Source organism: Microbacterium sp. GXF7504, assembly GCF_054798235.1.
Genome location: NZ_JBSJZI010000002.1, coordinates 571,439 through 597,616 on the forward strand (window position 1 = coordinate 571,439; position 26,178 = coordinate 597,616).

Below are 26,178 nucleotides of genomic sequence, written 5' to 3' on the forward strand. Positions count from 1 at the left end.
CGGGACTCAGCCCTTGCCGAGGAGCTTCTGCAGCTCGGCGAGGTCCGCCGCGGTCGGCGCCTTGTCCCCGCCGCCGAGACCGAACCCGGAGCCGGTCGGCGCCTCGGACTGCGCGGTCGCGAGTCCGGCGTTCTCCGCCGCCCGCTTGGCGGGGTTCCCCGAACGCGACTTCTTCGCCTTCTGCTGCTTGCCGCGCTTGCTCGAGGCGCCGGGGCGACCCATCGGACCCATGCCCGGGATGTTGGGCACACCGCCGCGCGCGACGGTCTTCATCATCTTCGCGGCCTGCTCGAACCGCTGGACGAGCTGGTTCACGTCGGTCACGGTCATGCCCGAGCCCTTGGCGATGCGCAGACGTCGCGACCCGTTCAGGACCTTGGGGTTCCGGCGCTCGGCCGGCGTCATCGACCGGATGATCGCCTCGGTGCGGTCGATCTCGCGCTCGTCGAAGTCCTCGAGCTGCTGCTTCATGGAGCCCATGCCCGGGAGCATCCCGAGCATCTTCTTCATCGAGCCCATCTTCTTCATCTGCTGCAGCTGCTCGAGGAAGTCCTCCAGCGTGAACTGCTCGGTGGCGAGCTTCTCGGCCACCTTCATCGCCTCGGCCTCGTCGAAGGCCTGCTGCGCCTGCTCGATGAGGGTCAGGATGTCACCGAGGTCGAGGATGCGGCTCGCCATGCGGTCCGGGTGGAACGGTTCGAGGTCGTCGAGGCCCTCACCGGTCGAGGCGAAGATGATCGGCCGCCCGGTGACCGAGGCGACCGACAGCGCGGCACCACCACGGGCGTCGCCGTCGAGCTTGGAGAGCACCACGCCGGTGAAGTCGACGCCGTCCTGGAACGCCTTGGCGGTGTTGACCGCGTCCTGACCGATCATCGCGTCGATGACGAAGAGGACCTCGTCCGGGTTCGTGGCCTTGCGGATGTCCGCGGCCTGCTGCATCAGCTCCGCGTCCACGCCGAGCCGGCCGGCGGTGTCGATGATGACGACGTCGTGCTGCTTCTGGCGGGCGTACTCGACGCCGTCGCGGGAGACCTTGACGGGGTCGCCGACGCCGTTGCCGGGCTCGGGTGCGTAGATGGCGGCACCTGCCCGCTCCGCGACGACCTGCAGCTGGTTCACGGCGTTCGGACGCTGCAGGTCGGCCGCGACGAGGATCGGCGTGTGGCCGTCCTTCTCCAGCTGACGGGCGAGCTTGCCGGCGAACGTCGTCTTGCCCGAGCCCTGGAGGCCGGCGAGCATGATCACGGTCGGCGGGTTCTTCGCGAACTGCAGCCGGCGCTGCTCGCCGCCGAGGATGCCGATGAGCTCCTCGTTCACGATCTGCACGACCTGCTGGGCGGGGTTCAGCGCGCGGTTCACCTCATCGCCGAGGGCGCGCTCGCGCACCTTCGCGGTGAAGTCCTTGACGACCGGGAGTGCGACGTCCGCGTCGAGCAGGGCGCGCCGGATCTCGCGGACGGTGCCGTCGACGTCCGCGGGGCTGAGCTTGCCCTTGGTGCGGAGGTTGCGGAAGGTCTCGGTGAGCCGGTCGGAGAGTGTGCCGAAAGTCGCCATGATAGGTCGAGTTTACGCGGCACGGGGGCCCGACGACGCCGTGCGGCTCGCCCGCCGCGTTCAGTCCGCGACGCGGGCGGCCTCGTCGAGGGCGTCGGCCAGGATGGCGGCCAGCGGCGGGCCCGCCCAGGTGCGGTCGGCCCAGGTCCACAGCGCGGCCATCACCGCGGCCGCGTACGCCCCGGCGCGCACCTCGGCGGCGAGTCCACCGACGCCGTCGCGGGCGAGCCGTGCCGTCACGTAGCGCTGCACGCGCCGCTGCCGGAGGGCCCGGTCGCGTTCGAGCTCGGCGGTGATCCCCATGGCGTCGACGTTCGTGATCGCGAGGGCGAGAGCGTCGGGCTCAACCCCCTCGGCGAAACCCGCCAGGGCGTCGACGACGGGCGTCCCGCCCGCGAGCGCCTCGGCGACGGCCACGGCGCGCTCGTCGAATCCGCCCCAGAGCACGTCCCCCTTGGCGCCGAAGTAGTTGAAGAAGCTCGAGCGCGCGACACCCGCTCGACGGGTGATGTCGGAGATCGAGGTGGCGTCGTACCCCTGCTCGAGGAAGAGCTCGCACGCGGCCTCGGCGATGGTCGCGCGGGACGACACGCGGGGGCGACCGATCGGGCGGGACACGTGGACAGCCTACGATCTCGGGCCATGGACGCTATTGTTGGACTCGATCCGGAAACCGATGACGGGAGGGCCGCCGTGCTCGAGATCGTCCAGGCCGGGCTCGCGCCCGCCTACGTGCCGTACCTGGCGGGATGGGAGCTGCAGCGTCGGGTGCACGCCGAGGTGCTCGCGGGCGCGAGGCCCGACACGCTGCTGCTGCTGGAGCACGAGGCGGTGTACACCGCGGGGACGCGCACCGAGCCGGGCGACCGGCCGGTCGACGGCACGCCCGTGATCGACGTCGACCGCGGCGGACGGATCACCTGGCACGGCCCGGGACAGCTCGTGGGGTATCCGATCGTGCGGCTCGGGTCGCCGGCCGACGTCGTCGCGCACGTCCGACGCCTCGAACGCGTGCTCATCGACGTCCTGCGGGAGTACGGCGTCGAGGGCCGGCAGGTGCAGGGCCGCAGCGGCGTCTGGGTGGCCGGGGACGGCCGCGACGACAAGGTCGCGGCGATCGGTGTGCGGGTCGAGCGGAACGTGACGATGCACGGGTTCGCCCTCAACTGCGACAACACGCTGACCGGGTTCGACGGCATCGTGCCGTGCGGCATCCGTGACGCCGGGGTGACGACCCTGACCGCGGTGACGGGCCGGCGCGTCTCCCCCGCCGACGTCGTCGACGTCGTCGCGGAACGGTTCCGCGACGAGTTCGCGGCGGTGCCGGCATGAGCGCGACGGAGCCGGGCGGGCGGCGGATGCTGCGCCTCGAGGTACGCAACGCGCAGACCCCGATCGAGCGGAAGCCCGAGTGGATCCGGACGAAGGCGCGGCAGGGCCCCGAGTACCAGGCGCTGCAGGCGCTCGTCCGGGACGAGCAGCTGCACACCGTGTGCCAGGAGGCAGGCTGCCCGAACATCTTCGAGTGCTGGGAGGACCGCGAGGCGACGTTCCTCATCGGCGGCTCGCAGTGCACGCGTCGGTGCGACTTCTGCCAGATCGACACCGGCCGCCCGGCGGACTACGACACCGACGAGCCGCGGCGCGTGGCCGAGAGCGTCGCACGGATGCGGCTGCGCTACGCGACCGTGACCGGTGTCGCACGCGACGACCTCCCCGACGGCGGGGCGTGGCTGCACGCGGAGACGGTCCGCCGCATCCACGCGGAGAACCCGGGCACCGGTGTGGAGCTCCTGGCGACGGACTTCTCGGGCGACCGCGCCCAGCTCGCGGAGGTGTTCGCGTCGCGACCCGAGGTGTTCGCGCACAACGTCGAGACCGTGCCGCGCATCTTCAAGCGCATCCGACCGGCGTTCCGGTACGAGCGCTCGCTCGGGGTGATCACCGCCGCGCACGAGGACGGCCTCATCACGAAGTCGAACCTCATCCTGGGCATGGGCGAGACGGATGCGGAGGTCGTCGCCGCCCTCGCCGACCTGCGGGAGGCGGGGTGCGACATCGTGACGATCACGCAGTACCTGCGCCCTTCGCCGCGACACCTGCCGGTGGCCCGCTGGGTGCGTCCGGACGAGTTCGTCGGGTTCAAGGCCGAGGCGGAGGCGCTCGGGTTCCTCGGCGTGCTCGCCGGCCCGCTCGTGCGCTCGTCCTACCGCGCGGGGCGGCTGTGGGCGCAGTCGATGCTGGCGAAGGGGCGGGAGATCCCGCCGGAGCTCGCGCACCTGGCGCGCGACCTCGCCGGTGAGGGCGCCGCGTTCGCGCAGGCGGTGTGAGACGCGTCAGTCGGCGCTGGTCACCGACTGGACACGGCCCTCGGAGTCGAGGTTGACGAGCAGCACGTCGTCGGTCGCGTCCGTGTCGAGCGCGTACTCGAGCACGGCGAACGGGTCGGCGCCGCCGTGCTCGTCGGCCAGGATCGTCAGGCTCATGAGCCGCAGCGCCTTGATGATGTCGATCTGCACGTCGCCGGACTCGTCCACGAGGAAGTCGACGATGTCGTCGCCGTGGGCCTCCTGCTGCTGCAGGATGTACTCGATCACCTCGCTGGTCCGGTCGCCGAGCTCGGAGACCATGGCCTCGCGGGCGATGAGGTCGATCGTCTCCAGCGACGACACGAGCGCCGCGGCCACGTCGAGGGCGGCCTGGGACACGTCGTCCTGGTCGGGCGCGGTGAGGTCCACCGTCACGGACTGGTCGCCGAAGACCACGGTCTCGGACCAGAAGATCGACCCGTCGGGGCCGGACTCCAGCAGCCCGAAGAAGTCGTGCTCGATCGCCATGCCCCAATGAAAGCAGGCTCGCGCCTCCGTGGGTAGTCCGCGGCGGCGCGTCGGCCGTCCCGGGCGCGTCGCTCAGCCGACGAGCTGCTCCACGAACACGTGCGGGGTGAAGCCGGTGAGGTCGCCGATGCCCTCGCCCTGCCCGAGGAGCTTCACCGGGATGCCGGTGCGCTCCTGCACCGCGAGGACGAACCCGCCCTTCGCGGAGCCGTCGAGCTTGGTGATGACCAGGCCCGTCACACCGGCGTGCTCAAGGAACGCCTGCGCCTGCATGAGGCCGTTCTGCCCCGTCGTCGCGTCGAGCACGAGCAGCACCTCGCTGATCGGGGCCTGCTTCTCGACGACGCGCTTGATCTTGCCGAGCTCGTCCATGAGGCCGCCCTTGGTGTGCAGCCGCCCGGCGGTGTCGATGATGACGATCTCGGTGCCGGTCTTCATGGCGTACTCGACCGTCTGGTAGGCGACGGACGCCGGGTCCTGCCCCTCCTGCTGCGGCCGGACGATCTGCGCGCCGCCGCGCTCGGCCCAGGTCGCGAGCTGGTCGACGGCGGCGGCGCGGAACGTGTCGGCGGCGCCGACCACGATGGAGCGCCCGTACCGGCGCAGGAAGTTCGCGAACTTGCCGATCGTGGTGGTCTTGCCGACGCCGTTGACGCCGACGACGAGCACGACCGCGGGACGCTCCGTGAGACGAAGGGTGGTGTCGAACTTCGCGAAGTGCTCCTCGAGGGACTCCTTCAGCATCCGCTGCAGGTCCTTCGGGTCGGTGGTGCGGTACCGCTCGACCTTCTCACGCAGTTCGTCGACGAGGCGCTCGGTGATGTCGGGACCGAAGTCCGCGGTGAGCAGCGCCGTCTCCAGGTCGTCCCAGGTGTTCTCGTCGATGACGGGTTTGACGAACATCCCGCGCAGTGCGCGCCCCAGGGACCATGATCGCTCTGCCATGCCTCCAGCCTACGGGCAGCGGATCAGCCGAGCGGGCCGACGACGGCGGTGAACGCGCCGGGATCGGACAGCAGCTGCACCCACTGCGCGTACACGTCGACCTCCTGCGGGCAGTCGAGGGTCGCCACGAGACCTGCGCCGAGGGCGGTGAAGGTGCGCGCGGCGACGATGTACGTGGTCGCGGTCGTGTCGTCGGCGCCCGCGACGGAGCGGGCCGCGACCGGGCCGTCGAAGGAGGCGAAGAGCACGTCGTCGCCGACGTAGTCCGCGAGGTCGGCCGCCTCGGCGCCGAACTGGAGGGCGAGGAGCTGGTCGGATGCCGCCGCATCCCCCGCCGCCGGGTCGAAACCCTCGACCGGCCCCTGCCAGTATCCGAGTACGCAGCCGGTGGCCTCCTCCCGGTACGCCCACGTGCCGTTGCCGTCGTCGGCGATGTACTCGGTGAAGTCGGTCCTCCCGATGAAGGGGTCGCCCCACTGCGCCTGCCACGACGGGTCGAGTGCTGCGCCCTCCTCGAACCCGATCCCCGCGAACGCGTCGCCGGCCGCGGAGGCGGATGCGGACGCCGACGGGGTCGCGGGGTCGGCGCCGTCACCGGTGCACGCGGTCAGCGCGGCGGCGAGGACGAGCACGGCGGCGGTCGCGCCCAGGCGCGCGGTGTGGCGGGTCATGCCTCAACGGTAGTCGGCGCGGCGGCGGCGCCGGTTCAGGAGGCGGCGGCCTCGCGCACCCGCTGGCCGACGACCGCCGAGACGCCGTCCTGCCGCATCGAGACGCCGTACAGCGCGTCCGCGATCTCCATCGTGCGCTTCTGGTGCGTGATGACGATGAGCTGGCTCGAGTCGCGGAGTTTCTCGAACACGCTCAACAGGCGTCCGAGGTTGGCGTCGTCGAGCGCGGCCTCGACCTCGTCGAGGATGTAGAACGGGCTCGGACGCGCGGTGAAGATCGCCACCAGCAGGGCCACCGCCGCCAGGGAACGCTCGCCGCCGGAGAGCAGCGACAGCCGCTCGACTTTCTTGCCGACCGGGCGCACCGACACCTCGATGCCCGTCGTGAGCGGGTTGTCCGGGTCGGTGAGCGAGATGCTGCCGGTGCCGCCGGGGAACAGCATCGGGAACACCTCGGTGAACGCCTCGCGGGTGTCCTCGAAGGCGTCGAGGAAGATCGTCTGCATCCGCTCGTCGAGGTCGGCGATGATCGTCAGCAGGTCCTGGCGGGTCTGGGTGAGGTCTGCGAGCTGCTCCGTGAGGAACGCGTGCCGCTGCTCGAGCGCTGCGAACTCCTCGAGCGCGAGCGGGTTGACCCGCCCGAGCTGGGCGAGCTTGCGCTCCGCCTCCTGCAGTCGGCGCTTCTGCGCGGCACGGTCGAACGCCACCGTCTCCTCGTCGCCGGAATCCACGGGGATGGGCTGGTCTGGGCCGTATTCGGCGACGAGCACGTCTTCATCGAGGGCGAGCTCGCTGGCGACGCGCTCGAGCAGGCTCGACACGTGGAGGCGCTTCTCGTGCATGTGCATCTCGAGCGTGTGCACGCTCTCGGTGAGCGCCGCCAGTCGTTCGCGCGCCGCCCCCTCCTGCCGGCGGTGTTCGGCCAGCTCCGCCGTGACGGCCGTCCGCTGCGACTCCGCGGCGGCGAGTTCGACCCGCGCCTGACTCACGGACCGATCGACCGAGTCGAGGAGGGCGGGCAGCTGCGCCGCGACCTCGGATGCGATCTCGCGCTGCCGACGGCGGATCACCGCGCGCCGCGCGGCCTCCTCCGCTGCGGCGCGCTCCCGCGTGCGCTGCTGCTCCATCGCGGCGATCCGCTGCTCCACCGCGCGGATGCGCTCCCGCATGGTCTCGACGTCGAGGCGCGCGCGCATCTCGTCCTCGCGGGCCTTTTCGAGGGCCGCCAGGAACTCCTCGCGGGCGGAGGCATCGAGCACGGGCCGCGGCGCCTCGAGCGCGTTCGCGAGCTGCTCGTTCGCGACCCGGGCGGAGTCCTCCGCCTCGGCCACGGCCGTCTGCACCTGACGGAGCGCCTGGGTGAGGCGCTCGCATTCGGCGACCGCGGCTTCGTGGCGGACGGTCGCGCGGTTCAGCTGCTCGGCGTGCGCGGCGAGGGCGGCGTCGTGCGCGCGGAGGGCGTCCAGGCGCTGTTTCGTGGTCTGGCGGGCCTCGGCGAGGTCACGGGTGCGGTCGGAGAGCGCGTCGCGGAGCGAGTCGGCCACGACGGTCAGCTCCCCCAGTCGCTCCGCCGCCGCATCGCGCTCGGCGGCGAGCTCGAGGCGGGAACGGCCGGGGCCGGTGCCGGCACGGACGGTGTACCGCGTGACGATCTCGCCGGCCCGGGTGACGACGGTGAGTTCGGAGTGCGCCGCGACGGCCTGCGCGGCGGCCAGGTCGTCGACGACCACGACACGGGCGAGGAGGCCGAGGACGCCGTCCGGCGCCGTGACGACGTCGACCGCCCGGACCGCGCCGGCGGGCACGTCGACCGGCGGCGGGGCGGTCACCTGCGCGATCGCGATGTCGACGACGCCGAGGTCGGAGCCGCGGACGTGGTCCGCCATCTCGCGCGCGACCTCGGCCGTGTCGACGAGCACGCCCTCCGCGATCCCGCCGAGGGCCGCGGCGACGGCCGCCTCGTAGCCGGCCTGCACCTGCACCGCGTCGCCCACGAGACCCCGGACGCCGACGTCGCCGCGGGCGATGAGCTCGGACGCGCCGCCGCGGACGTCGAGTGCGCGCCCGAGCGTCGCGACCTGCGCGGTCAGCGCGTCGATCTCGCGCTCGGCGGCGTGGAGCCGTTCCCGGATGCCCGCGACGTCGGCCTCGGCCTCGGCCGCGCGGCGCTGCGCCTGTTCGTAGTCGGCGGCGTGTTCGGCGGAGGACTCCTCCGGCACGAGGTCCGTGTCGATCCCGGCGAGGGCCTCCTCCGCATCCGTCCGCCGTTGGAGCGCGGCGTCGAGTGCCCGCTGCTGACGCTCGACGCCCGCCTGCACCGCGGCGAGGGCGGATGCGGCGGCCTCCGCGGTGCCGCGGAGGGCCGAGATGCGCATGTCGTGCTCGGAGACCAGTGCGCTCTGGGCCGCGATGTCGGCGTCGAGCGCGTCGAGTTCCGCGCGGGCACGGCTGACCTCGCGTCCGGCGGCGGCCGCCGCATCCTGCGCGTCGCCGACGCCCGCGGAGATCTCGTCGAGTTCGGCGCGGGCGGCGTCGATGTCGGCCTGCGACACGGTCTGGGCGGGGATGAGGGCGTCCTCGTCGGCGCTCAGCAGCGCGAGCCGCTGGCCGGTGAGGGTGTAGACGCCACGGAGCCGCTCCTGCACCTGTTCGAGCGCGAACGCCACGCGGCGTGCCTCGTCGACGGCCTCGGAGCGCTGCTGCGCCTCGAGCCGGGCGATGCGGGCGCGCACCTGGTCGAGCTGGTCCTGGAGCACCAGGCGTTCGGCGTGCCGCTCCTGTTCGTTGCGGACGTGGTCGCCGAGCTCGAGCCGCAGCGTGACGAGTTCGTCGGCGTAGAGCCGCGCCTTCGCATCGCGCACGACCGCGGCGATCGTCGCGGCCTCGCGCGCCACCTCCGCCTGCCGGCCGAGGGGTTTCAGCTGCCGCCGGATCTCGCCGGCGAGGTCGGAGAGACGGGTGAGGTTCGCCTCCATCGCCTGGAGCTTGCGGAGGGTCTTCTCCTTGCGGCGTCGGTGCTTGAGGATGCCCGCGGCCTCCTCGATGAAGCCGCGGCGGTCTTCCGGGCTCGCCTGCAGCACGGTGTCCAGGCGCCCCTGTCCGACGATGACGTGCATCTCGCGGCCGAGGCCGGAGTCGCTGAGGAGCTCCTGCACGTCGAGCAGTCGGCAGGACTCGCCGTTGATCGCGTACTCGCTGGCCCCGTTGCGGAAGAGGGTGCGGCTGATCGTGACCTCGGCGTACTCGATCGGGAGCACGCCGTCGGCGTTGTCGATCGTGAGCTGCACCTCGGCGCGGCCGAGCGGGCCACGGGTGGAGGTGCCGGCGAAGATGACGTCCTCCATCTTGCCGCCGCGGAGGGTCTTCGCGCCCTGCTCCCCCATCACCCAAGCGAGCGCGTCGACGACGTTCGACTTGCCGGAGCCGTTGGGACCCACGATCGCGGTGACACCGGGCTCGAACGCGAAGGTCGTCGGTTGCGCGAACGACTTGAACCCCTTGAGCGTGACGCTCTTCAGGTGCATCAGCGTCCTCCGGCCTGCTCGACGATCACCGTCATCACGGTACCGGAGCAGCCGCACCACCACGGGGAGCGACGCCCCGCCAGGGCGCGCGACACGCCCGGGGTGTTGACGAACCTGGGAATCCTGGGATAGCGTCACTGCCCGTGCCGTTCCGCGCACACCGTTCCGACGTCGAGAGGAGGGTCGCCATGATGATCACGCCAGCGTTCACCGCAGCCGTCACCGCGACCCGTGTCTCCGTCGCGACGGCTCGCACCGCGTTCCCGGAGACCGGGGCCGCGCGCTGCAACGCCGCAGGCTGAGCGCCGCGCAGGAGGACTCCGCCCGTTCCCGGGCGTGACCTCCCCGCCGCCCCTCCCGTGGCGCGGTCCGCGCCCCGATCGGGTGCCGGTCCCCGGTGCGTCCCGGCCGCCCGCATCCCTCCGCGATGACCACGCGCGTCGACACGCGCACGGTCGCTCCTCCGCTTCTTCCCGCATCCATCCCATCCGAACGAAAGCCGATCATGCAGACCACGCATTCGCCCACCACCACACAGGAACGCCGCAGCGCCTCGACGGTCTCGACCGCCGCCGTCCGCTCCGTCGTCCGCCCCACCCTCCTCGAGCGCACCGCCATGCGCGTCGGACTCTGGCTGCTCGTCTGGGGCCGCCACCGTTCGACGCACCGGGTGGCGCGCGACGACTACGCCCGCCACCTGCTCCGCGAGCAGGTGCGCCGCGAGCACGACCTGTCGGTCGCGTACGCACCCTTCTCCCTTCCCCCGCGCTGAGCGGACCCCGTCCGCGCAGCGCATCCCAACGCACCGGGAGGTGCAGCATGAACCCACCGAGCATCGAGTTCCGCCCCGTCGCGGTCCCGGCATCCGCCGACGCCGCCGACGGGGCGGACTTCCGCACGCTCGTCGACATCCGCAACCGGGTGCTCCGCGAGATCACCGGGACCGACGACCACACGATGACCGCGGCGGAGATCCTGCCCGCGATGCGGCCGTCGCCCGACGTGCACCGGGTGCACCGGCTCGTGCTGCGCGACGGCACGGCGGTGGGCGTGCTCGGCCTCGACCGCCAGCTCGAGGCCGGCGCGCGGACCGCGTTCCTGAGCGTCGACCTCCTGCGGGAGGCCTGGGGCGCGGGCATCGGGTCGGCCGCGCTCGCGCTGCTCGAGCACGAGGCGTACGCCCAGGGCCGCACCGTGCTGCAGACCTGGGTGGAGCACCACGACGGCGACGGGACGCACCTGACACCGCCGACCGGCGTCGGCTCCGTGCCGCGCGACCATGCCGCGCGGTTCCTCGAGCGTCACGGGTGGACGCTCGAGCAGGTCGTGCGCGCCAGCGCGTTCCCCCTCCCGGGCTCACGTGCGGCGCTCGAGGCGCACCTGCGCGAGGCCGAGGCGCACGCCGTCGGCTACCGCGTGGTGCAGTGGGAGGCGCCCGCGCCCGACGCCGTGCTCGACGACTACGCCCGGATGAAGGCGCGGATGGTGACCGACGCACCCTCGGGCGACATGGAGTACGACGAGGAGGAGTGGGATGCCGACCGCATCCGTCGCACCGAGGCCGAGCACCTCGACGGCGGCCGCCGCATGCTCGTCACCGCCGCGCAGCACGTCGCGACGGGCGAACTGTGCGCGTTCAACGAACTCGCGATCGGCCCGGACCCCACCGCCGCATCCCATCAGGAGGACACGCTCGTGCTCGCAGAACACCGCGGCCACCGGCTCGGGATGCTCGTGAAGGCGGCGGGCCTGCTCGCCTGGCGCGACCTGTTCCCGGACTCGCCGCGCGTTCGCACCTACAACGCCGAGGAGAACCGCCACATGCTCTCGATCAACGAGGCCGTCGGCTTCGTCCCCGTCGCGTACGAGGGGGCGTGGAAGAAGGTCCTCGCCTGATCCGGCTCCCACTCCCGCGAGCACAACTGCGGAGATCATCACCGACACGCCGCGCCCACCGCATACGGACCCGGCGTGTCGCCCACCGACTCCGCAGTTGTGCACGGGATGCGGGTGCCCGCACCCGAAACGAATCCGCACCCGCACCGGCGCCACCCCGTGGCACTCCCCGCGAGCACAACTGCGGAGATCGCCACCGACACGCCGTGCCCACCGCATCCGGAACCGGCGTGTCGCCCACCGACTCCGCAGTTGTGCACGGGAGCGGGAGGTGCGCGGGCTCAGGCGGGGAGTGTCCGGCGCTTCTGACAGCGCGAGCAGAAGTGGCTCGAGCGGTTCGTGAACGACACGCGCACGAGCGGCGTCCCGCACCGGGGGCACGGCATGCCGGTGCGCCCGTAGGCGTTCAACGAGTGCGCGAAGTACCCGGCCTGCCCGTTCACGTTCACGTACTGCGCGTCGAAACTCGTGCCGCCCTCGGCCAGGGCCTTCTCCAGCACCGCCCGCACCTCGGCGAGCAGCCGGTTCACGGCGCGGGTCGACAGGGCGGCGGCCGTCGTCTCGGGATGGATGCGGGATGCCCACAGCGCCTCGTCGGCGTAGATGTTGCCGATGCCGCTCACCACGGTCTGGTCGAGCAGCACGCGTTTCACGTCGACGCGCTTGCGCCCGAGCGCCGCGCGGAACGCACGATCGTCGAACGCCGGATCGAGCGGATCGCGCGCGATGTGCGCGACCTGCGTCGGCACCGCCAGCACGGGGCTGCCGTAGCCGCCGGCGCGGCCGTCCGGGGTGGGGACCAGCGCGTCGATCGCGAGCGAGCCGAACGTGCGCTGGTCGCTGAACACGACGGCGAGCTCGCCGTGCGCCGGATGCTGGATCGAGAGCCGCACCCGCTCGTGCCGTTCCCGGGGCGCACCGGGTTCACGCAGCAGCAGCTGGCCGCTCATGCCGAGGTGCCCGACCACCGCCTCGCCGACGCCGACCGCCGACTCTGACGCGCCGTCGAGCGGCAGCCACAGGAACTTGCCGCGACGGACGGCGGCGGCGATGCCGCGACCGGTCAGCCGCCGTTCGAAGTCGGCCGCGCCGCCCGTGTGCCGGGTGAGTGCGCGCTCGTCGAGCACCTCGACGCCGAGCACCCGGGCGCCGGCGACCGCGGGTTCGAGTCCGGCGCGGACGACCTCGACCTCGGGGAGTTCAGGCACGACCGCTGAGCCGGTGCCAGGCCTGCAGCGCGGCCGCCATCTCGGCGTGCTTCTTGCTCGTCCCGGTGCCCTCGGTGCGCTCGTCGCCGACCTCGACGACCGCGGTGAAGGTGCGGGCGTGATCGGGGCCGGACGAGGTCACGCGGTACACCGGTGCGGGTCTGCCCTGCGCCGCGGCGAGCTCCTGCAGGCTCGTCTTCGGATCGATCGCCGCGCCGTACCGCTCCGGGTCGGCGAGCAGCGGCTCGACGAGCCGCAGCACGAGCTCGGTCGCCGCATCCTGACCGGCCGACAGGTAGGTGGCGCCGATGAGCGCCTCCATCGTGTCGGCCAGGATCGAGTCCTTGTCGTCGCCGCCGGTGAGCTGCTCACCGCGGCCGAGCCGCACGAAGCGACCGAGGCCGATGCCCCGGGCGACCTCCGCGAGGGCGACGGTCGAGACGACGCTCGCCCGGCGCTTGGCGAGGGAGCCCTCGTCGAGTTCGGGATGCCGGTTGTACAGCCGCACGGTGACGGCCTGGCCGAGCACCGAGTCGCCGAGGAACTCGAGGCGCTCGTTGTGCGGGATCTGCCCGTGCTCGTACGCGTACGAGCGATGGGTCAGGGCAAGAGCGAGAAGCTCGGGATCGATGGTGACCCCGAGCTTCTCGGAAAGTGCGGTGAAGTCCGCCACGTCCGTCATGGGACGCGGATCAGACGTCGGCGACCTTGCGGCCCTTGTACTCGAGGAACAGCTCGGTGCCCTGCGAGTCGGTGACGACCTTCGCCTGGTGGGGACGGCTGTAGACGACCTTGCCGTTCTCGATGGTCTTGACGAGCGCGGGGGCCTCGGCCTTCCACTGCGCACGGCGCGAACGGGTGTTGGAGCGCGAAACCTTGCGCTTGGGAGGGTTGCCAGCCATGCTCTATCTCTTTCCTAGGAGTTCTGGGAGTTCTGGGGGCGCCCGGATTCCCCGGGCTCTTCGGCCGGTTCCGCGACCAGATCCGCAAGCGCTGCCCATCGCGGATCGAGGGGCTGCTCCGGTTCCGGTGCGGTGTTGTCGGCCAGTCGTTCACCCGTGACGGGATCGAGCCCCGGGCAATCGGGCCGGCAGACCGGCTGGAACGGAAGCGACAGGACGATCGCGTCCCTGACCAGAGTTTCAAGATCCACGTGGTCGTCTTGAACCTCGAAGTCGTTCGCTTCCTTACCAGGATACGCGAAAAGCTCCTGGAACTCGACTTCGACAGGCTCGGCGATCTCGGTGAGGCATCGACCGCACTCACCGGAGTACTCGGCGTGGGCCTCGCCCGACACGAGGATGCCCTCGTGCACGGACTCGAGCCGCGCGTCGAGTTCGACGGTGGAGCCTTCGTCGACGGCGACCAGGCCCTCACCCCAACGCTCGGTGAGGACGATGTCGCGCTCGGTCTCGCGCATCTCGCCGGGACGGCGGACGATGTCGCGGACGTTGATGCTGAACGGGCCGGGACGGTGGGTTCTCACCCGGGGAGTCTACCGGCCTCAGATCCCGCGGGCGCCGGTGTCGAGGAAGCGGGCGACCGCCGGCGGCACGTAGGGCGACACGTCACCGCCGAGCGCCGCAACCTGCCGCACCAGCGAGCTCGACACGAGCGCGTGCGACGGGTCCGGCAGCAGGAACACCGTCTCGATGCCGGCGAGGTTGCGGTTCACGATCGCCATCGGCGTCTCGTAGGTCACGTCCACCTGCGAGCGGATGCCTTTCACGAGCACCCCCGCGCCCACGTCGGCGGCGTAGTCCACGAGCAGGCCGACGCTCCACGACGCGACGGTCACGTGGTCGGTGTCCATGTCGGCCTCGGCGATCGACTGCTCCAGCAGGCTCAGCCGCTGCGCGATCGGCAGCATGGCCTCCTTGCCGGGGTTGTGGACCACGACGACGTGCACCTGGTCGTACAACCCGGCCGCACGACGGATGACGTCGAGGTGGCCGAGGGTCGGCGGGTCGAAGGATCCGGGGACGACGGCGATCCGGTTGCTCACCCCCTCAGCGTAACCGGGTGCCGTGGCGGGGACGGGCACGCGCGGCGGAAGGATTCGCGGTTCTTGCCCCTGCGTCGGGAAGCGGATGCGGCGATTCGTTCAGTTCTTCGCGAGCGCGGCGCGCTCGCCCGCATCCAGTCGCTGCTCGATGGCCTTGGCGAGGCCGGGGTGCCGTTCGAGCGCCGGGTCCTCGGCGAGGATCCGCTCGCCCGCGGCCCGCGCGGTCTCGATGAGGTCGGCGTCGGTGACGACCCGCAGCAGCCGCAGCGACGAACGCACCCCGGACTGTGCGTCGCCGAGCACGTCGCCCTCGCCCCGGAGCTCGAGGTCGACCTCGGCGAGGGTGAAGCCGTCGAGGGTCGCGGCGACCGCCTCGACCCGCTCCCGAGCGGGCGTGGCCGCCGCCGCCTCGGTGACGAGCAGGCACAGCCCCGGCACCCCGCCGCGGCCGACGCGACCACGCAGCTGGTGGAGCTGGGAGACACCGAACCGGTCGGCGTCCATGATGATCATGGTCGAGGCGTTCGGTACGTCCACGCCGACCTCGATGACGGTCGTCGCCACCAGGGCGTCGATGTCGCCGTCGGCGAACGCACGCATGATGCGGTCCTTCTCCTCGGCGGGGAGCTTGCCGTGCAGCACCTCCACCCGGAGCTCGGCGAACCGCGGATGCGTGGCGAGGAGTCGCGCGAGCTGCACGACGCCCCAGCGGGTGCGCTTGTTCTCGCCGTCGTCCTCGCCCGGCACGGCGAGGTCGTCGGCGGGCTCGGCCACTTCGGTGTCGCCCTCGACGTCGATCGCGGGGCACACGACGAACACCTGCCGTCCCTGCGCGATCTCCTCCGCGGCGCGGTCGAACACGCGCGCGAACCACCCCGGATGCTCGGCGAGCGGCGCCACGAACGTCTCGATGCCCGCTCGGCCCGCGGGCATCGTCCGGATGGTCGACACGTCGAGGTCGCCGAAGACGGTCATCGCGACCGTGCGCGGGATCGGCGTCGCGGTGAGCACGAGCGCGTGCGGACTCGTGCCCTTGGCGCGCAGGGCCTCCCGCTGCTCCACGCCGAACCGGTGCTGCTCGTCGACCACCACGAGGCCGAGGTCGGCGAAGGTCGTCTTCTCGCTGAGCAGGGCGTGCGTGCCGACGACGATGCGCGCCTGGCCGGAGGCGACGCGGAGCGCCGCCCGGCGGCGTTCGGCCGCCGGCATCTGGCCGGTGAGCAGCGTCGGCATGAGCTCCGGCGCCAGCTCGCGACCCAGCATCCGCGTGATCGAGCGCAGATGCTGCGCGGCGAGCACCTCCGTGGGTGCGATGAGCGCGGACTGCCCGCCGCTCTGCGCGACCTGCAGCATGGCGCGGAGCGCCACGAGCGTCTTGCCCGAGCCCACCTCGCCCTGCACGAGGCGGTTCATCGGCCATGCGCCGACGAGGTCGGCCGCGATGCGCTCCCCCACCTCGGCCTGGTCGGGGGTGAGCTCGAACGGCAGCGCGGCGTCGAACCGTTCGAGGAGCGGGCCCGCGGGGCGCGCCGTCGCCGACAGCGCACGGGTGAACTGTCGCTGCTGCAGGAGCGCCGTCTGCAGCACGAGCGCCTCGTGCCACCGGAGGGTCTGCAGGGCGGGCGCCACCTGGTCCTCGAAGTCGGGGCGGTGCACGCACTCCAGTGCCCGCCGGAACGGGAGCAGGCCGTGCTCGGCCCGCAGGTCTTCGGGGAGCGGATCGTCCAGGTCGCCGAGCACGTCGAGGACGTGCTGCATGATCTTCCACATCTTCCAGCTCGGCAGCGACGCCGTGGCCGGGTAGATGGGGATCGGCTGATGCGCGTACGCCTGCGCGGTCATCACCGCCGTGTCGACGTCGGTGAACAGTTCGTAGTCGGGATGGGCGAACTGCTTGCCGTGCCGGTACTCCCCCACCTTGCCGGAGAAGATGCCGCGCTTGCCCGGCACGAGCTCGCCCAGCCGCCACGCCTGGTTGAAGAAGGTGAGCTGCACCCGGCCACGGCCGTCGGTGATCATCACCTCGAGGATCGTGCCCTTGCGGCTCTGCATGCGTCGCTCGTTCGCGGACTCGATCTCGGCGACGATGGTCACCTGGTCGCCCACCCGCAGCGAGTCGATCGGGGTGAGCTCGCCCCGCTTCGCGTACCGGCGGGGATAGTGGCCGAGCGCGTCGCCGACGGTGCGCATGCCGAACGCCCGGGCGAGCGCGGATGCGGTCTTGCCGCCCACGACGCCGTCGAGGCGGCTGTCGAGGGTCACGGTCACGCGCAAAGTCTAGGCGGCACCGGGGACATGCCGCGGTCCCGCTAGCGTGGACGGATGCTGCGCATGCTCATCGCCCGCGCCTACTGGCGCGTCAGCCGGTGGAAGCTCGTCACCGAGGCACCGCCGGAGCGGCCCACGGTGCTCATCGGCGCCCCGCACACGTCGAACTGGGACTTCGTCATCATGCTCGCGATCGCCTGGCGGCTCGGCATCCCGGTGCGCTGGCTCGGCAAGCACAGCCTGTTCCGCGGCTGGCGCGGGCCGCTCATGCGCCGGCTGGGCGGCATCCCGGTCGACCGGTCCGACCCGTCGCGGATCGTCGCCGAGGTCGTGGGACGCGTGCGCGGCGGCGAGGTGTTCGGACTCGTCGTCACCCCCGAGGGCACTCGGGGCGCCGGGTCGTACTGGAAGTCCGGCTTCTACCGCATCGCGACGCAGGCGGACATGCCGGTCACCCTCGGCTACGTCGATCGCACCACGATGACGACCGGGCTCGGTCCCACCCTCCGGCTGACCGGCGACGTCGCCGCCGACATGGACCGCATCCGCGCGTTCTACGCCGACAAGGCGGGCGTGCGTCCGGCGCTGCGGACCGAACCGCGGCTGCGCGAGGAGGACGGCGGGGAGGGCTGAACCGTCGTGGCTAGGCTGGGACGGTGACCCGGATCATCGCCGGTTCCGCCGGCGGCACCCGACTGGACGTGCCCGACCGCGGCACCCGCCCCACCAGCGAACGCGTGCGCGAATCGTTGTTCGGTGCACTCGAGAGCGCGGACGCGATCGCGGGCGCCCGCGTACTCGACCTGTACGCGGGCTCCGGCGCGCTCGGGCTCGAGGCGCTCAGCCGTGGCGGCCGCAGCGCCGACCTCGTCGAGAAGGCGGGCTCCGCCGCATCCGTCGCGCAGCGGAACGCGGCCCGGGTCGCGAAGGTCGTCGGCGCGCCGGCACGGGTGCATCGGAGCGGGGTGCAGGCGTTCCTGCGACAGCACACGGAGGCGTTCGACCTCGTGTTCACCGATCCGCCGTACGAGCTCTCGGACGCCGACATGGACGAGGACCTGCGGCTGCTCGCCTCACGCCTGAGCGCCGACGCGCTCGTCGTGGTCGAGCGCGGCAAGCGGGCGAGCGAACCGGACTGGGCGGCCGCGGGGCTCGAGCAGGTGCGCGCCAAGGTCTACGGCGACACCGCGGTGTGGTGGGCTCAGCCCCTCGCCGAATCCCAGTCCGCGTAGGGGTCCCAGCCGCCGCGGCCGGCCGGCGGCGCGCCGTCGACGAGCACCGGGTGCGCACCCGCATCCCGCACCGCGCCGATCCGCCGGAAGCCGTCGGGCAGTGCCGTGTCGGCCGGGAAGGTCGCGAGCAGGGCGTGGTCCTCGCCGCCGCCGAGCGCGAGCGCCGGGTCGGCGAACACGCCGGAATCGAGCAGGACCGTGACCCCGGATGCGGCCGCGAGCCGTGCCGCATCCAGCACGAGGCCGTCGGAGACGTCCATCATCGCCGTCGCACCCGCCGCCGCGGCGGCAGGGCCGAGCGCGATCGGCGGCATGGGGCGGAGCTGTCGGGCGAGCGCGGCACGGTCCTCCTCGGGCAGCGTGGCGACGAGGTCGGGCGTGACGCGGATCGGCACGCCGTCGGCGTCGCGGAACCGGTCGAACAGCAGCCGCAGCCCGCGCGCCGCGACGCCCGCGTCGCCCGCGAGCGCGACGATGTCGCCCGGGCGTGCCCCGGACCGGAGCACCGGCTCGCCGTCCGGGAGCACGCCGAGGGCGGTGACCGCGATCGTGAGCGTGTCGGATGCGGCGAGGTCGCCGCCCTCGACCGCGCAGTCGGGCGCGAGCGCCGCGCAGGCCTCGCGGAGCCCGTCCGCGAGGGCCTCGACGAACGCGACCTCGGTGTCGTCCGGCATCGCGAGGGCGACGAAGAGGGCCGTCGGGTGCGCCCCCATCGCGGCGACGTCGGCGAGGTTCACCGCCGCGGACTTCCAGCCGAGGTCGGATCCGCTCGACCAGGCGAGCCGGAAGTCCGGTCCGTGCACGAGGGTGTCCGTGGTGACGACGACGCGCCCACCGGGCGCGCGCAGCACTGCCGCGTCGTCGCCGGGCCCCACCTCCGCAGCGCTCGGTCCGATCCGGTCGAGGATGCGGCGGAGCACCTCCCGCTCACCCAGTGCGCCGACCGTCTCGTCCATGCCTCCACGCTACCGAGCCACGGGCTCCGGCCGCGCCGCCCGCGGCCGGGGCGTCGACGGGGCCGGGTTAGCCTGGAGGGGTGATCCGCACCCGCTCCGCCCGTCTGCTCGCCGTCCTCGTCGCAGCGGCCGCCGGGCTCACCGGGTGCGCCGGCACGGTGTCGCTGCAGGCGGCCCCGGAGGCGAACGATCCGGCGTGCGCGCGCGTCACGGCGTACCTCCCCGACCGGCTCGCCGGTCAGGAACGACGCTGGACCGACGCCCAGGCGACCGGCGCCTGGGGCGACCCGGCCGCCATCCTGCTCACCTGCGGCGTCGAGGCGCCCGCCGCATCCGAACTGCTCTGCCAGAGCGTCGAGGGCATCGACTGGCTCGTCGACGATTCGGACTCGCCCCGGGTCCGGTTCACGACCTTCGGCCGGCAGCCGGCGGTCGAGGTGTACGTCGACTACGACGCCGTCGCCAGTTACGACGTGCGGAACGTCCTCGCCGGGCTCGCACCCCTCGTCGGCACGCTGCCGCGCACCGCCGAGTGCACCGAGCGCCCCGCGGCCTGACCCCGCCGCATCCGCCCGCACCAGATCAGGAGAGATCACCGGATCAGGACGATCCGCTGCGGATCCTCCTGTTCTCCGGATTTCTCCTGCTGCGGCGCGGGCGGGTCAGCGGGCGAGCGCGGTGTCGATGAGTTCGGAGATGAGGTCCGGGTAGCTCATGCCGGACGCGATCCAGCACTTGGGGAACATCGAGATCGGCGTGAAGCCGGGCATCGTGTTGAGCTCGTTCACGACCGGGCCGTCGGCGGTGAGGAAGAAGTCCACGCGGGCGAGGCCACGCCCGTCGACGGCGGCGAACGCGCGGAGCGCCATGGCGCGCAGCATCTCGATCTCGTCGTCGGTGAGCGCCGCCGGGCAGACCACGTCGACGCCGTCGCCGCCGAGGTACTTGCCCTCGAAGTCGTAGAACTCGCGGCCGCTCAGCACGATCTCACCCGGGAGCGAGGCGCGCGCCGGACCGCCGTCGCGGCCCTCGAGCACGCCGACCTCGACCTCCCGGCCGATCACGCCCGCCTCGACGAGCACCTTGTCGTCCTCGGCGAACGCGATGCGCATGGCCTCGGCGATCTCGTCCGGGCCGTGCACCTTCGAGACACCGACGCTCGATCCCGCACGGCACGGCTTCACGAACAGCGGGTACGACAGGCCGTCCATCCGGGCCCGCACGCCGTCCGCGTCGGTCTCCCACTCCTGCGCGCGCACCGTGATCCCGGGCGCGACGGGCACACCGGATGCGGCGAGGGCGACCTTCATGAAGTGCTTGTCCATGCAGACCGCGGAGTCCAGCACGCCGCCGCCCGCGTACGGCAGTTCGAGCGTGTCGAAGAAGCCCTGGATGGTGCCGTCCTCGCCGTGCGCACCGTGCAGGATCGGCAGCACCACGTCGACCGGGCCGAGCTCGTCGACCGTCCCGTCGGTGCGGCGGACGCGCAGGATGCGGTCGCCGGCCGCCTCGGGCCAGATGATGCGAGTGCCGTTGTCCGCGACCGCCGGCATGCGCGCCGGGTCCATCCGGAACTTGTCCGGGTCGTCGTCCTCGAGGACGAACGCGCCCTCGCGGGTCAGGCCGACCGGGACGACCCGGAAGCGCTCACGATCGATCGCGCGGAGCACCCCGCCCGCCGTTGCGGAACTGATCGAGTGCTCGCTGGAGCGCCCGCCGAAGAGCACCGCCACTGCCGGCTTGTCCATGCTGGGTCCTCTCCCCCTGTGGGGTGTCGTCGTCGGTGGTCAGGTGCGGTGCGATCTCGCGCGGGTCCATCGTGCCGTCGAGCACCCGCTTGACCTGCTCGACGATCGGCATCTGCACGCCGCTCGACCGCGCGAGCTGCAGGATCGGCGCGACCGATCCGAGGCCCTCGGCGGTCTGCTGCATGTGCTCGACCACGTCCTGGAAGCTGTACCCCTGCCCGAGCAGTCGCCCGGCGGTGTTGTTGCGGCTGAGGGGCGACTGGCACGTCGCGATGAGGTCGCCGAGGCCGGCGAGGCCCTGCAGGGTCTCGGGCTGCGCGCCGTTCGCGACCGCGAAGTCGGTCATCTCGACGAGCCCGCGCGTGATGATGGAGGCCTTCGTGTTCTCGCCGTACCCGACGCCGTCGACGATGCCGATCGCGACGGCGATGAGGTTCTTCAGCACGCCGCCGAACTCGGTGCCGATGACGTCGGTGTTCACGAACGTGCGGAAGTACCGGTTGCGGGCGCGGATGGCGACGGCCTCCGCCGTCTCCAGGCTGCTGGAGGCGATGACCGCGGCCGTCGGCTGCTCCTGCGCGATCTCGAGCGCCAGGTTCGGGCCGGAGGCGACGGCGATGCGCGCGGGGTCGCAGCGCAGCTCCTGCTCGATGACCTCGCTCATCCGCATCCCGGTGCGCTTCTCGACGCCCTTCATGAGCGACACGATCGGCACGTCCGACTGCTCGACGAGCGGACGGATGCCGATGAGGTTCGCCCGCAGGGTCTGGCTGGGCACCGAGAGGTAGATCTGGGTGGCGCCGTCGATGGCCTCGGCGAGGTCGGCGGTCGCGCTCATGTTGCGCGGCAGGTTGATGCCGGGCAGGTACTTGCTGTTGCGGTGGGTGGTGCGGATCTCCGAGGCGAGCTCGGGCCGCCGCGCCCACATCGTGACGTGCGCGCCGCCGTCGGCGAGGATCTTGCCGAACGTGGTGCCCCAGCTGCCGGCGCCGAGCACCGCGACGCGGGGTGCGGGCTCAGGCTTCCGGCTCAAGGCGTCCCGTCTCCTTCTGCCCGTGCGCGACGGGGTTCCACCGCTCCGCAGGGGCGGTCTCGCCGCGCAGCCCCTCGAGCAGGTGCGCGAGTTCGTTCATCAGCACACCGGTGACCCGCGCCTGCTCGGCGGACTCGTTGGCGTGCTCCTTCGACCCGGACAGGTCGAGCGGGGCGCCGAACTTCACGCGCACGCGCCGACGCAGCGCCCAGAAGCGGAACGCGCCGTAGCGCGGCATGATCTCCTGCGCGCCCCACTGCGCCACCGGGATGAGCGGCAGGTCGCCCGCGAGCGCGAGCCGGGCCGCGCCCGTCTTGCCGCGCATCGGCCAGAGGTCGGGGTCGCGGGTGAGCGTGCCCTCCGGGTACACGATGATGCCGGAGCCGGTGGCGACGAGCTTCCGGGCCGTGTCCAGCGTCTCCTTCGCGGCCGAGGACGACGACTGTCGCGCGATGGGGATCATGCCCGCCTTGCGCATCGCCGGTCCGAGGACCGGGACGCGGAACAGGCTCTCCTTCGCGAAGAACCGGGGTGCGCGCCCGAGCCGCCAGACCGAGATCGCGATGACGAGCGGGTCGACCTCGCTGTAGTGGTTGGGGGTGAGCACGAACGGCCCGCGCTCGGGCAGGTGCTCCTCGCCCTCGATCTCGATCTTCGCGAAGATCCCGAAGACCGGGACGATGATCGCCCCGAGCAACCAGAAGACGCTCAGCCGCGACTTCTCGCGGTCGACGTGTCTGCGGTGGCGCGCCATCAGCCGATCACGGAGAAGTCGGCGCCGAGTGCCGAGAGCTTGTCGAGGAAGTCGGCGTAGCCGCGGCGGATGATGCCGATGTTGCGGACGACCGATTCGCCCTCGGCGGCCAGCGCGGCGATGACGTGGCTGTAGCCGCCGCGCAGGTCGGGCACGGTGATGTCGGCGCCGCGCAGCGGCGTCGGCCCCTCGATGACGGCCGCCTGCTCGAGCGTGCGGCGCGGCACACGGCGGGGACCGTCCTGCAGGCCGTTCGGGTAGACCGTGATGTCCGCGCCCATCTTCACCAGCGCCTGCGTGAAGCCGAAGCGGTTCTCGTAGACGGTCTCGTGGACGATCGAGCGTCCCTCCGCCTGCGTCAGCGCGACGATGAGCGGCTGCTGCCAGTCCGTCATGAACCCGGGGTGCACGTCGGTCTCGACCGTGGTGGCGCGCAGGTCGCCGCCGCGGCGGAAGAGGATGCCGTCCTCGCGGATGTCGAAGTCGCCGCCGATCTTGCGCACCACGTTCAGGAACGTGAGCATGTCCTGCTGCTTCGCGCCGGCAACGAAGATCTCGCCGTCGGTCGCGAGCGCGGCGCAGGCCCAGCTCGCCGCCTCGTTGCGGTCGAAGATGGCGCGGTGGTCGTAGCCGCGGAGCTTGTCGACGCCCTCGATGACGATGACGCGGTTCGGCTCGTACGAGATGATGGCGCCCATCTTCTGCAGCACGCCGATGAGGTCCATGATCTCGGGCTCGATCGCGGCGTTGCGCAGTTCCGTGGTGCCGCGGGCGCGCACGGCCGTGAGCAGCACCTGCTCGGTGGCCCCGACGCTCGGGTACGGGAGGTGGATGCTCGCACCGTGGAGCCCCTGCGGCGCCGACAGGCGGATGCCGCTCGGCAGCTTCTCGACGACGGCGCCGAACTTGCGCAGCGCGTCGAGGTGGAAGTCGATCGGGCGGTCGCCGATGCGGCAGCCGCCGAGGTCGGGGATGAACGCCTGACCCAGGCGGTGCAGCAGCGGGCCGCAGAAGAGGATCGGGATGCGGGACGCACCGGCGTGCGCGTCGATCTCCTCCATGTGGGCGCTCTCGACGTCCGAGGGGTCGAGGCTGAGGGAGCCCGCCTCCGGACCCTCGGCGACGCGGACGCCGTGGACCTCGAGGAGGGAGCGCACCACGGCGACGTCACTGATGTCCGGGACGTCGCGGAGGATGCTGGGCTCCTCGCCGAGGAGCGAGGCGACCATGGCCTTGGTGACGAGGTTCTTGGCGCCCTTCACCTCGACGGTGCCGGACAGCGCCCGCCCGCCTCGGATCGAGAGGATCTCCCCCTCGGTCGCCTTCTTGCCTGTCGCGTTGGTCTCGCCGAGGAGTGTCATGGGGCGTTCCCTCACTGTGCGGGAAGCTGCTGAACGGGTAGCGTCCGGGGCTTCCAGGATTCTCGTCGCGCTTCGTAGGCGGCGATCTTGTCTTCGTTGCGGAGGGTCAGCCCGATGTCGTCGAGCCCCTCCAGCAGGCGCCACCTAGTGTAATCGTCGATGTCGAACGAAACCCGGAGGTCGCCGAGCACGGCGGTCCGCTCGACCAGGTCGACGGTCATCTCGGCGCCGGGCGCGGCCTCCGCCGCGGCCCAGATGGCCTCGACGTCGGCTTCGGTGATGACGCCGGTCACGAGGCCCTGCTTGCCCGCGTTGCCGCGGAAGATGTCGGCGAACTTCGGGCTGAGCACGACCCGGAAGCCGTAGTCCCGCAGCGCCCAGACGGCGTGCTCGCGGCTCGAGCCGGTGCCGAAGTCGGGGCCGGCCACGAGGATGGACGCGTTCGTGTACGCGGGCTGGTTGAGGAGGAACGCCGGGTCCTGGCGCCAGTTGGCGAACAGGGCGTCCTCGAAGCCGGTCTTGGTGACCCGCTTGAGGTAGACGGCGGGGATGATCTGGTCGGTGTCGACCGCGGAGCGGCGCAGGGGGGCGACGACGCCGGTGTGGCTGCTGAACTTCTCCATGTCAGACCTCCGCTCCGATCAGCTGTTCGACGGGTTCGAGGTCGCTCGGGCTCGAGAGCGTGCCGCGCACGGCGGTCGCCGCGGCGACGAGCGGGGAGACCAGGTGGGTGCGACCGCCCTTGCCCTGACGTCCTTCGAAGTTGCGGTTCGAGGTGGACGCGCAGCGCTCGCCCGGGGCGAGCTGGTCGGGGTTCATGCCCAGGCACATCGAGCAGCCGGCGAAGCGCCACTCGGCGCCGAACTCGGTGAAGACCTTGTCGAGCCCCTCGGCCTCGGCCTCCAACCGGACGCGGGCCGACCCCGGCACGACCATCACGCGCACGCCGTCGGCCTTCTTGCGGCCCTTCACGACGGACGCGAACGCGCGCAGGTCCTCGATGCGGCTGTTGGTGCAGGACCCCATGAACACGGCATCGACCTTGACGTCCTTCAGCGGCGTACCGGGCTGCAGGTCCATGTACTCCAGCGCCCGCTCGGCGGCCACCCGCTCGTTCGGGTCGGTGAAGTCGGACGGCGTGGGGATGACGTCGTTCAGCGAGACGCCCTGGCCCGGGTTCGTACCCCAGGTGACGAACGGCTCGAGCTCGTTCGCGTCGAGGAACACCTCGGCGTCGTACACCGCGCCCTCGTCGCTGGGGAGCGTGCGCCAGTAGGCGACCGCATCCTCCCAGTCCTGCCCCTTGGGCGCGTGCGGGCGCCCCTCGAGGTAGGCGAAGGTCGTCTCGTCGGGCGCGACCATGCCGGCGCGGGCACCGGCCTCGATCGACATGTTGCACATCGTCATGCGCCCCTCCATCGAGAGGGAGCGGATGGCGCTGCCGCGGAACTCCAGCACGTAGCCCTGGCCGCCGTTGGTGCCGATCTTCGCGATGACGGCGAGGATGATGTCCTTCGCGGTGACACCGGGCTTCAGTTCGCCCTCGACCGTGATGGCCATGGTCTTGAACGGCTTCAGCGGCAGGGTCTGCGTGGCCAGCACGTGCTCGACTTCGCTCGTGCCGATGCCGAACGCCATCGCGCCGAACGCGCCGTGGGTGGAGGTGTGCGAGTCGCCGCAGACGACCGTGACACCGGGCATCGTGAGGCCGAGCTGCGGGCCGACCACGTGGACGATGCCCTGCTCGGCGTCGCCCAGCGAGTGGATGCGCACGCCGAACTCGGCGGCGTTGCGGCGCAGCGTCTCGATCTGGGTGCGGCTGGTGATGTCGGCGATCGGCTTGTCGATGTCGAGCGTCGGGGTGTTGTGGTCCTCGGTCGCGATCGTGAGATCGAGCCGGCGGACCGGACGGCCCTCGGCGCGCAGGCCGTCGAACGCCTGCGGGCTGGTCACCTCGTGGACCAGGTGCAGGTCGATGTAGATGAGGTCGGGCTCGCCGTTCTCGCCCTTGACGACGAGGTGGTTGTCCCAGACCTTCTCGGCCAGGGTGCGGGGACGCTCGGGGACGTCGGATGCAGAAATGCTCATGGTTGTCGTACTCCAGTGAAGAGGGTGGCAAGCCCGCGACGAACTCCGCGACGAGTCAGGCTTGGAACGAGCACCCGTCGCGGCCGCTAAGGAGG

26 protein-coding genes are annotated in these 26,178 nt (G+C 72.0%); 7 read left to right on the forward strand and 19 right to left on the reverse strand.

What is annotated here, in order from left to right; translation table 11 throughout:
* Positions 1-6: 6 nt before the first annotated feature.
* Positions 7-1,557 carry a signal recognition particle protein gene (ffh, locus tag ACWAUO_RS06885; protein ID WP_460774158.1) on the reverse strand — a complete coding sequence of 517 codons (1,551 nt, stop codon included), beginning with the start codon at positions 1,555-1,557 and terminating at the stop codon, positions 7-9.
* Between the two features lie 60 nt (positions 1,558-1,617).
* Positions 1,618-2,175, reverse strand: coding sequence for a TetR/AcrR family transcriptional regulator (locus ACWAUO_RS06890; protein ID WP_460774160.1), 558 nt, complete (start codon positions 2,173-2,175; stop codon positions 1,618-1,620).
* A gap of 75 nt (positions 2,176-2,250) precedes the next feature.
* Between ACWAUO_RS06890 and lipB the strand changes: the two genes are divergently transcribed.
* The gene (lipB, locus tag ACWAUO_RS06895) at positions 2,251-2,889 is read left to right on the forward strand and encodes a lipoyl(octanoyl) transferase LipB (protein ID WP_460774161.1); all 639 of its coding nucleotides are present in this window, start codon (positions 2,251-2,253) and stop codon (positions 2,887-2,889) included.
* Complete coding sequence (gene lipA, locus ACWAUO_RS06900; RefSeq protein ID WP_460774163.1) at positions 2,886-3,887, forward strand: lipoyl synthase; 1,002 nt, start codon at positions 2,886-2,888, stop codon at positions 3,885-3,887. Before lipB ends, lipA begins: the two co-directional genes overlap by 4 nt.
* A gap of 6 nt (positions 3,888-3,893) precedes the next feature.
* Here the strand turns inward: lipA and ACWAUO_RS06905 are convergent, their stop codons facing one another.
* The 4 genes from ACWAUO_RS06905 to smc all read right to left on the reverse strand — a co-directional run bounded on the left by ACWAUO_RS06905 (position 3,894) and on the right by smc (position 9,534).
* A complete protein-coding gene (locus ACWAUO_RS06905; protein WP_460774164.1) occupies positions 3,894-4,394 on the reverse strand; it encodes a DUF2004 domain-containing protein in 501 nt (166 codons plus the stop codon).
* Positions 4,395-4,466: 72 nt separating this feature from the next.
* A complete protein-coding gene (gene ftsY / locus ACWAUO_RS06910) occupies positions 4,467-5,339 on the reverse strand; it encodes a signal recognition particle-docking protein FtsY (RefSeq protein WP_460774167.1) in 873 nt (290 codons plus the stop codon).
* 23 nt (positions 5,340-5,362) lie between these two features.
* Positions 5,363-6,010 (reverse strand): hypothetical protein, encoded by a 648-nt coding sequence (locus tag ACWAUO_RS06915; RefSeq protein ID WP_460774168.1) that lies wholly within the window; start codon positions 6,008-6,010, stop codon positions 5,363-5,365.
* A 35-nt stretch (positions 6,011-6,045) separates the two neighbouring features.
* Entirely contained in the window at positions 6,046-9,534 is a 3,489-nt protein-coding gene (gene smc, locus ACWAUO_RS06920; protein WP_460774170.1) for a chromosome segregation protein SMC, read from the reverse strand.
* Positions 9,535-10,039: 505 nt separating this feature from the next.
* On the opposite strand from smc, the gene ACWAUO_RS06925 reads away from it, so the two are divergent.
* Together ACWAUO_RS06925 and ACWAUO_RS06930 are read left to right on the forward strand one after the other, a co-directional pair.
* On the forward strand, positions 10,040-10,306 hold the full coding sequence (locus ACWAUO_RS06925; RefSeq protein WP_460774171.1) for a hypothetical protein: 267 nt from the start codon (positions 10,040-10,042) through the stop codon (positions 10,304-10,306).
* 47 nt (positions 10,307-10,353) lie between these two features.
* Positions 10,354-11,430: a GNAT family N-acetyltransferase gene (locus ACWAUO_RS06930; protein ID WP_460774172.1), complete on the forward strand. Its 1,077-nt coding sequence runs from the start codon at positions 10,354-10,356 to the stop codon at positions 11,428-11,430.
* Positions 11,431-11,711: 281 nt separating this feature from the next.
* On the opposite strand, the gene mutM is transcribed toward ACWAUO_RS06930, so the two are convergent.
* The 6 genes from mutM to ACWAUO_RS06960 form a co-directional block, all read right to left on the reverse strand.
* Complete coding sequence (gene mutM, locus ACWAUO_RS06935) at positions 11,712-12,638, reverse strand: bifunctional DNA-formamidopyrimidine glycosylase/DNA-(apurinic or apyrimidinic site) lyase (RefSeq protein ID WP_460774174.1); 927 nt, start codon at positions 12,636-12,638, stop codon at positions 11,712-11,714.
* Entirely contained in the window at positions 12,631-13,320 is a 690-nt protein-coding gene (gene rnc / locus ACWAUO_RS06940; protein WP_460774175.1) for a ribonuclease III, read from the reverse strand. The genes mutM and rnc overlap by 8 nt, the downstream gene beginning before the upstream one ends.
* Positions 13,321-13,330: 10 nt before the next feature.
* The gene (rpmF, locus tag ACWAUO_RS06945) at positions 13,331-13,540 is read right to left on the reverse strand and encodes a 50S ribosomal protein L32 (protein ID WP_013586329.1); all 210 of its coding nucleotides are present in this window, start codon (positions 13,538-13,540) and stop codon (positions 13,331-13,333) included.
* A gap of 14 nt (positions 13,541-13,554) precedes the next feature.
* A complete protein-coding gene (locus ACWAUO_RS06950) occupies positions 13,555-14,058 on the reverse strand; it encodes a YceD family protein (protein WP_460774374.1) in 504 nt (167 codons plus the stop codon).
* An 84-nt stretch (positions 14,059-14,142) separates the two neighbouring features.
* The gene (coaD, locus tag ACWAUO_RS06955) at positions 14,143-14,643 is read right to left on the reverse strand and encodes a pantetheine-phosphate adenylyltransferase (RefSeq protein WP_460774177.1); all 501 of its coding nucleotides are present in this window, start codon (positions 14,641-14,643) and stop codon (positions 14,143-14,145) included.
* A gap of 99 nt (positions 14,644-14,742) precedes the next feature.
* Positions 14,743-16,911, reverse strand: a complete 2,169-nt coding sequence (locus ACWAUO_RS06960) for an ATP-dependent DNA helicase RecG (protein WP_460774178.1) — start codon at positions 16,909-16,911, stop codon at positions 14,743-14,745.
* A 54-nt stretch (positions 16,912-16,965) separates the two neighbouring features.
* Here ACWAUO_RS06960 and ACWAUO_RS06965 point away from each other — a divergent pair, with 54 nt between their 5' ends.
* Positions 16,966-17,544, forward strand: a complete 579-nt coding sequence (locus ACWAUO_RS06965) for a 1-acyl-sn-glycerol-3-phosphate acyltransferase (protein WP_460774180.1) — start codon at positions 16,966-16,968, stop codon at positions 17,542-17,544.
* 23 nt (positions 17,545-17,567) lie between these two features.
* On the forward strand, positions 17,568-18,143 hold the full coding sequence (rsmD, locus tag ACWAUO_RS06970) for a 16S rRNA (guanine(966)-N(2))-methyltransferase RsmD (protein ID WP_460774181.1): 576 nt from the start codon (positions 17,568-17,570) through the stop codon (positions 18,141-18,143).
* On the opposite strand, the gene thiL is transcribed toward rsmD, so the two are convergent.
* The gene (thiL, locus tag ACWAUO_RS06975) at positions 18,113-19,099 is read right to left on the reverse strand and encodes a thiamine-phosphate kinase (RefSeq protein WP_460774183.1); all 987 of its coding nucleotides are present in this window, start codon (positions 19,097-19,099) and stop codon (positions 18,113-18,115) included. The genes rsmD and thiL overlap by 31 nt on opposite strands.
* A gap of 80 nt (positions 19,100-19,179) precedes the next feature.
* On the opposite strand from thiL, the gene ACWAUO_RS06980 reads away from it, so the two are divergent.
* On the forward strand, positions 19,180-19,656 hold the full coding sequence (locus ACWAUO_RS06980; RefSeq protein ID WP_460774185.1) for a DUF3515 family protein: 477 nt from the start codon (positions 19,180-19,182) through the stop codon (positions 19,654-19,656).
* 105 nt (positions 19,657-19,761) lie between these two features.
* On the opposite strand, the gene ACWAUO_RS06985 is transcribed toward ACWAUO_RS06980, so the two are convergent.
* Genes ACWAUO_RS06985 through leuC form a run of 6 tightly spaced genes read right to left on the reverse strand, consistent with a single transcriptional unit; the run spans position 19,762 to position 26,083 of the window.
* Positions 19,762-20,847, reverse strand: coding sequence for a D-alanine--D-alanine ligase family protein (locus ACWAUO_RS06985; protein WP_460774187.1), 1,086 nt, complete (start codon positions 20,845-20,847; stop codon positions 19,762-19,764).
* Positions 20,747-21,880: an NAD(P)H-dependent glycerol-3-phosphate dehydrogenase gene (locus ACWAUO_RS06990; protein ID WP_460774189.1), complete on the reverse strand. Its 1,134-nt coding sequence runs from the start codon at positions 21,878-21,880 to the stop codon at positions 20,747-20,749. Before ACWAUO_RS06990 ends, ACWAUO_RS06985 begins: the two co-directional genes overlap by 101 nt.
* Positions 21,864-22,634, reverse strand: a complete 771-nt coding sequence (locus ACWAUO_RS06995) for a lysophospholipid acyltransferase family protein (RefSeq protein ID WP_460774191.1) — start codon at positions 22,632-22,634, stop codon at positions 21,864-21,866. The genes ACWAUO_RS06990 and ACWAUO_RS06995 overlap by 17 nt, the downstream gene beginning before the upstream one ends.
* Positions 22,634-23,995, reverse strand: a complete 1,362-nt coding sequence (murA, locus tag ACWAUO_RS07000; protein ID WP_460774192.1) for a UDP-N-acetylglucosamine 1-carboxyvinyltransferase — start codon at positions 23,993-23,995, stop codon at positions 22,634-22,636. Before murA ends, ACWAUO_RS06995 begins: the two co-directional genes overlap by 1 nt.
* Positions 23,996-24,006: 11 nt before the next feature.
* On the reverse strand, positions 24,007-24,618 hold the full coding sequence (gene leuD, locus ACWAUO_RS07005; protein ID WP_460774194.1) for a 3-isopropylmalate dehydratase small subunit: 612 nt from the start codon (positions 24,616-24,618) through the stop codon (positions 24,007-24,009).
* A gap of 1 nt (position 24,619) precedes the next feature.
* On the reverse strand, positions 24,620-26,083 hold the full coding sequence (leuC, locus tag ACWAUO_RS07010; RefSeq protein WP_460774196.1) for a 3-isopropylmalate dehydratase large subunit: 1,464 nt from the start codon (positions 26,081-26,083) through the stop codon (positions 24,620-24,622).
* Positions 26,084-26,178 lie beyond the last annotated feature (95 nt).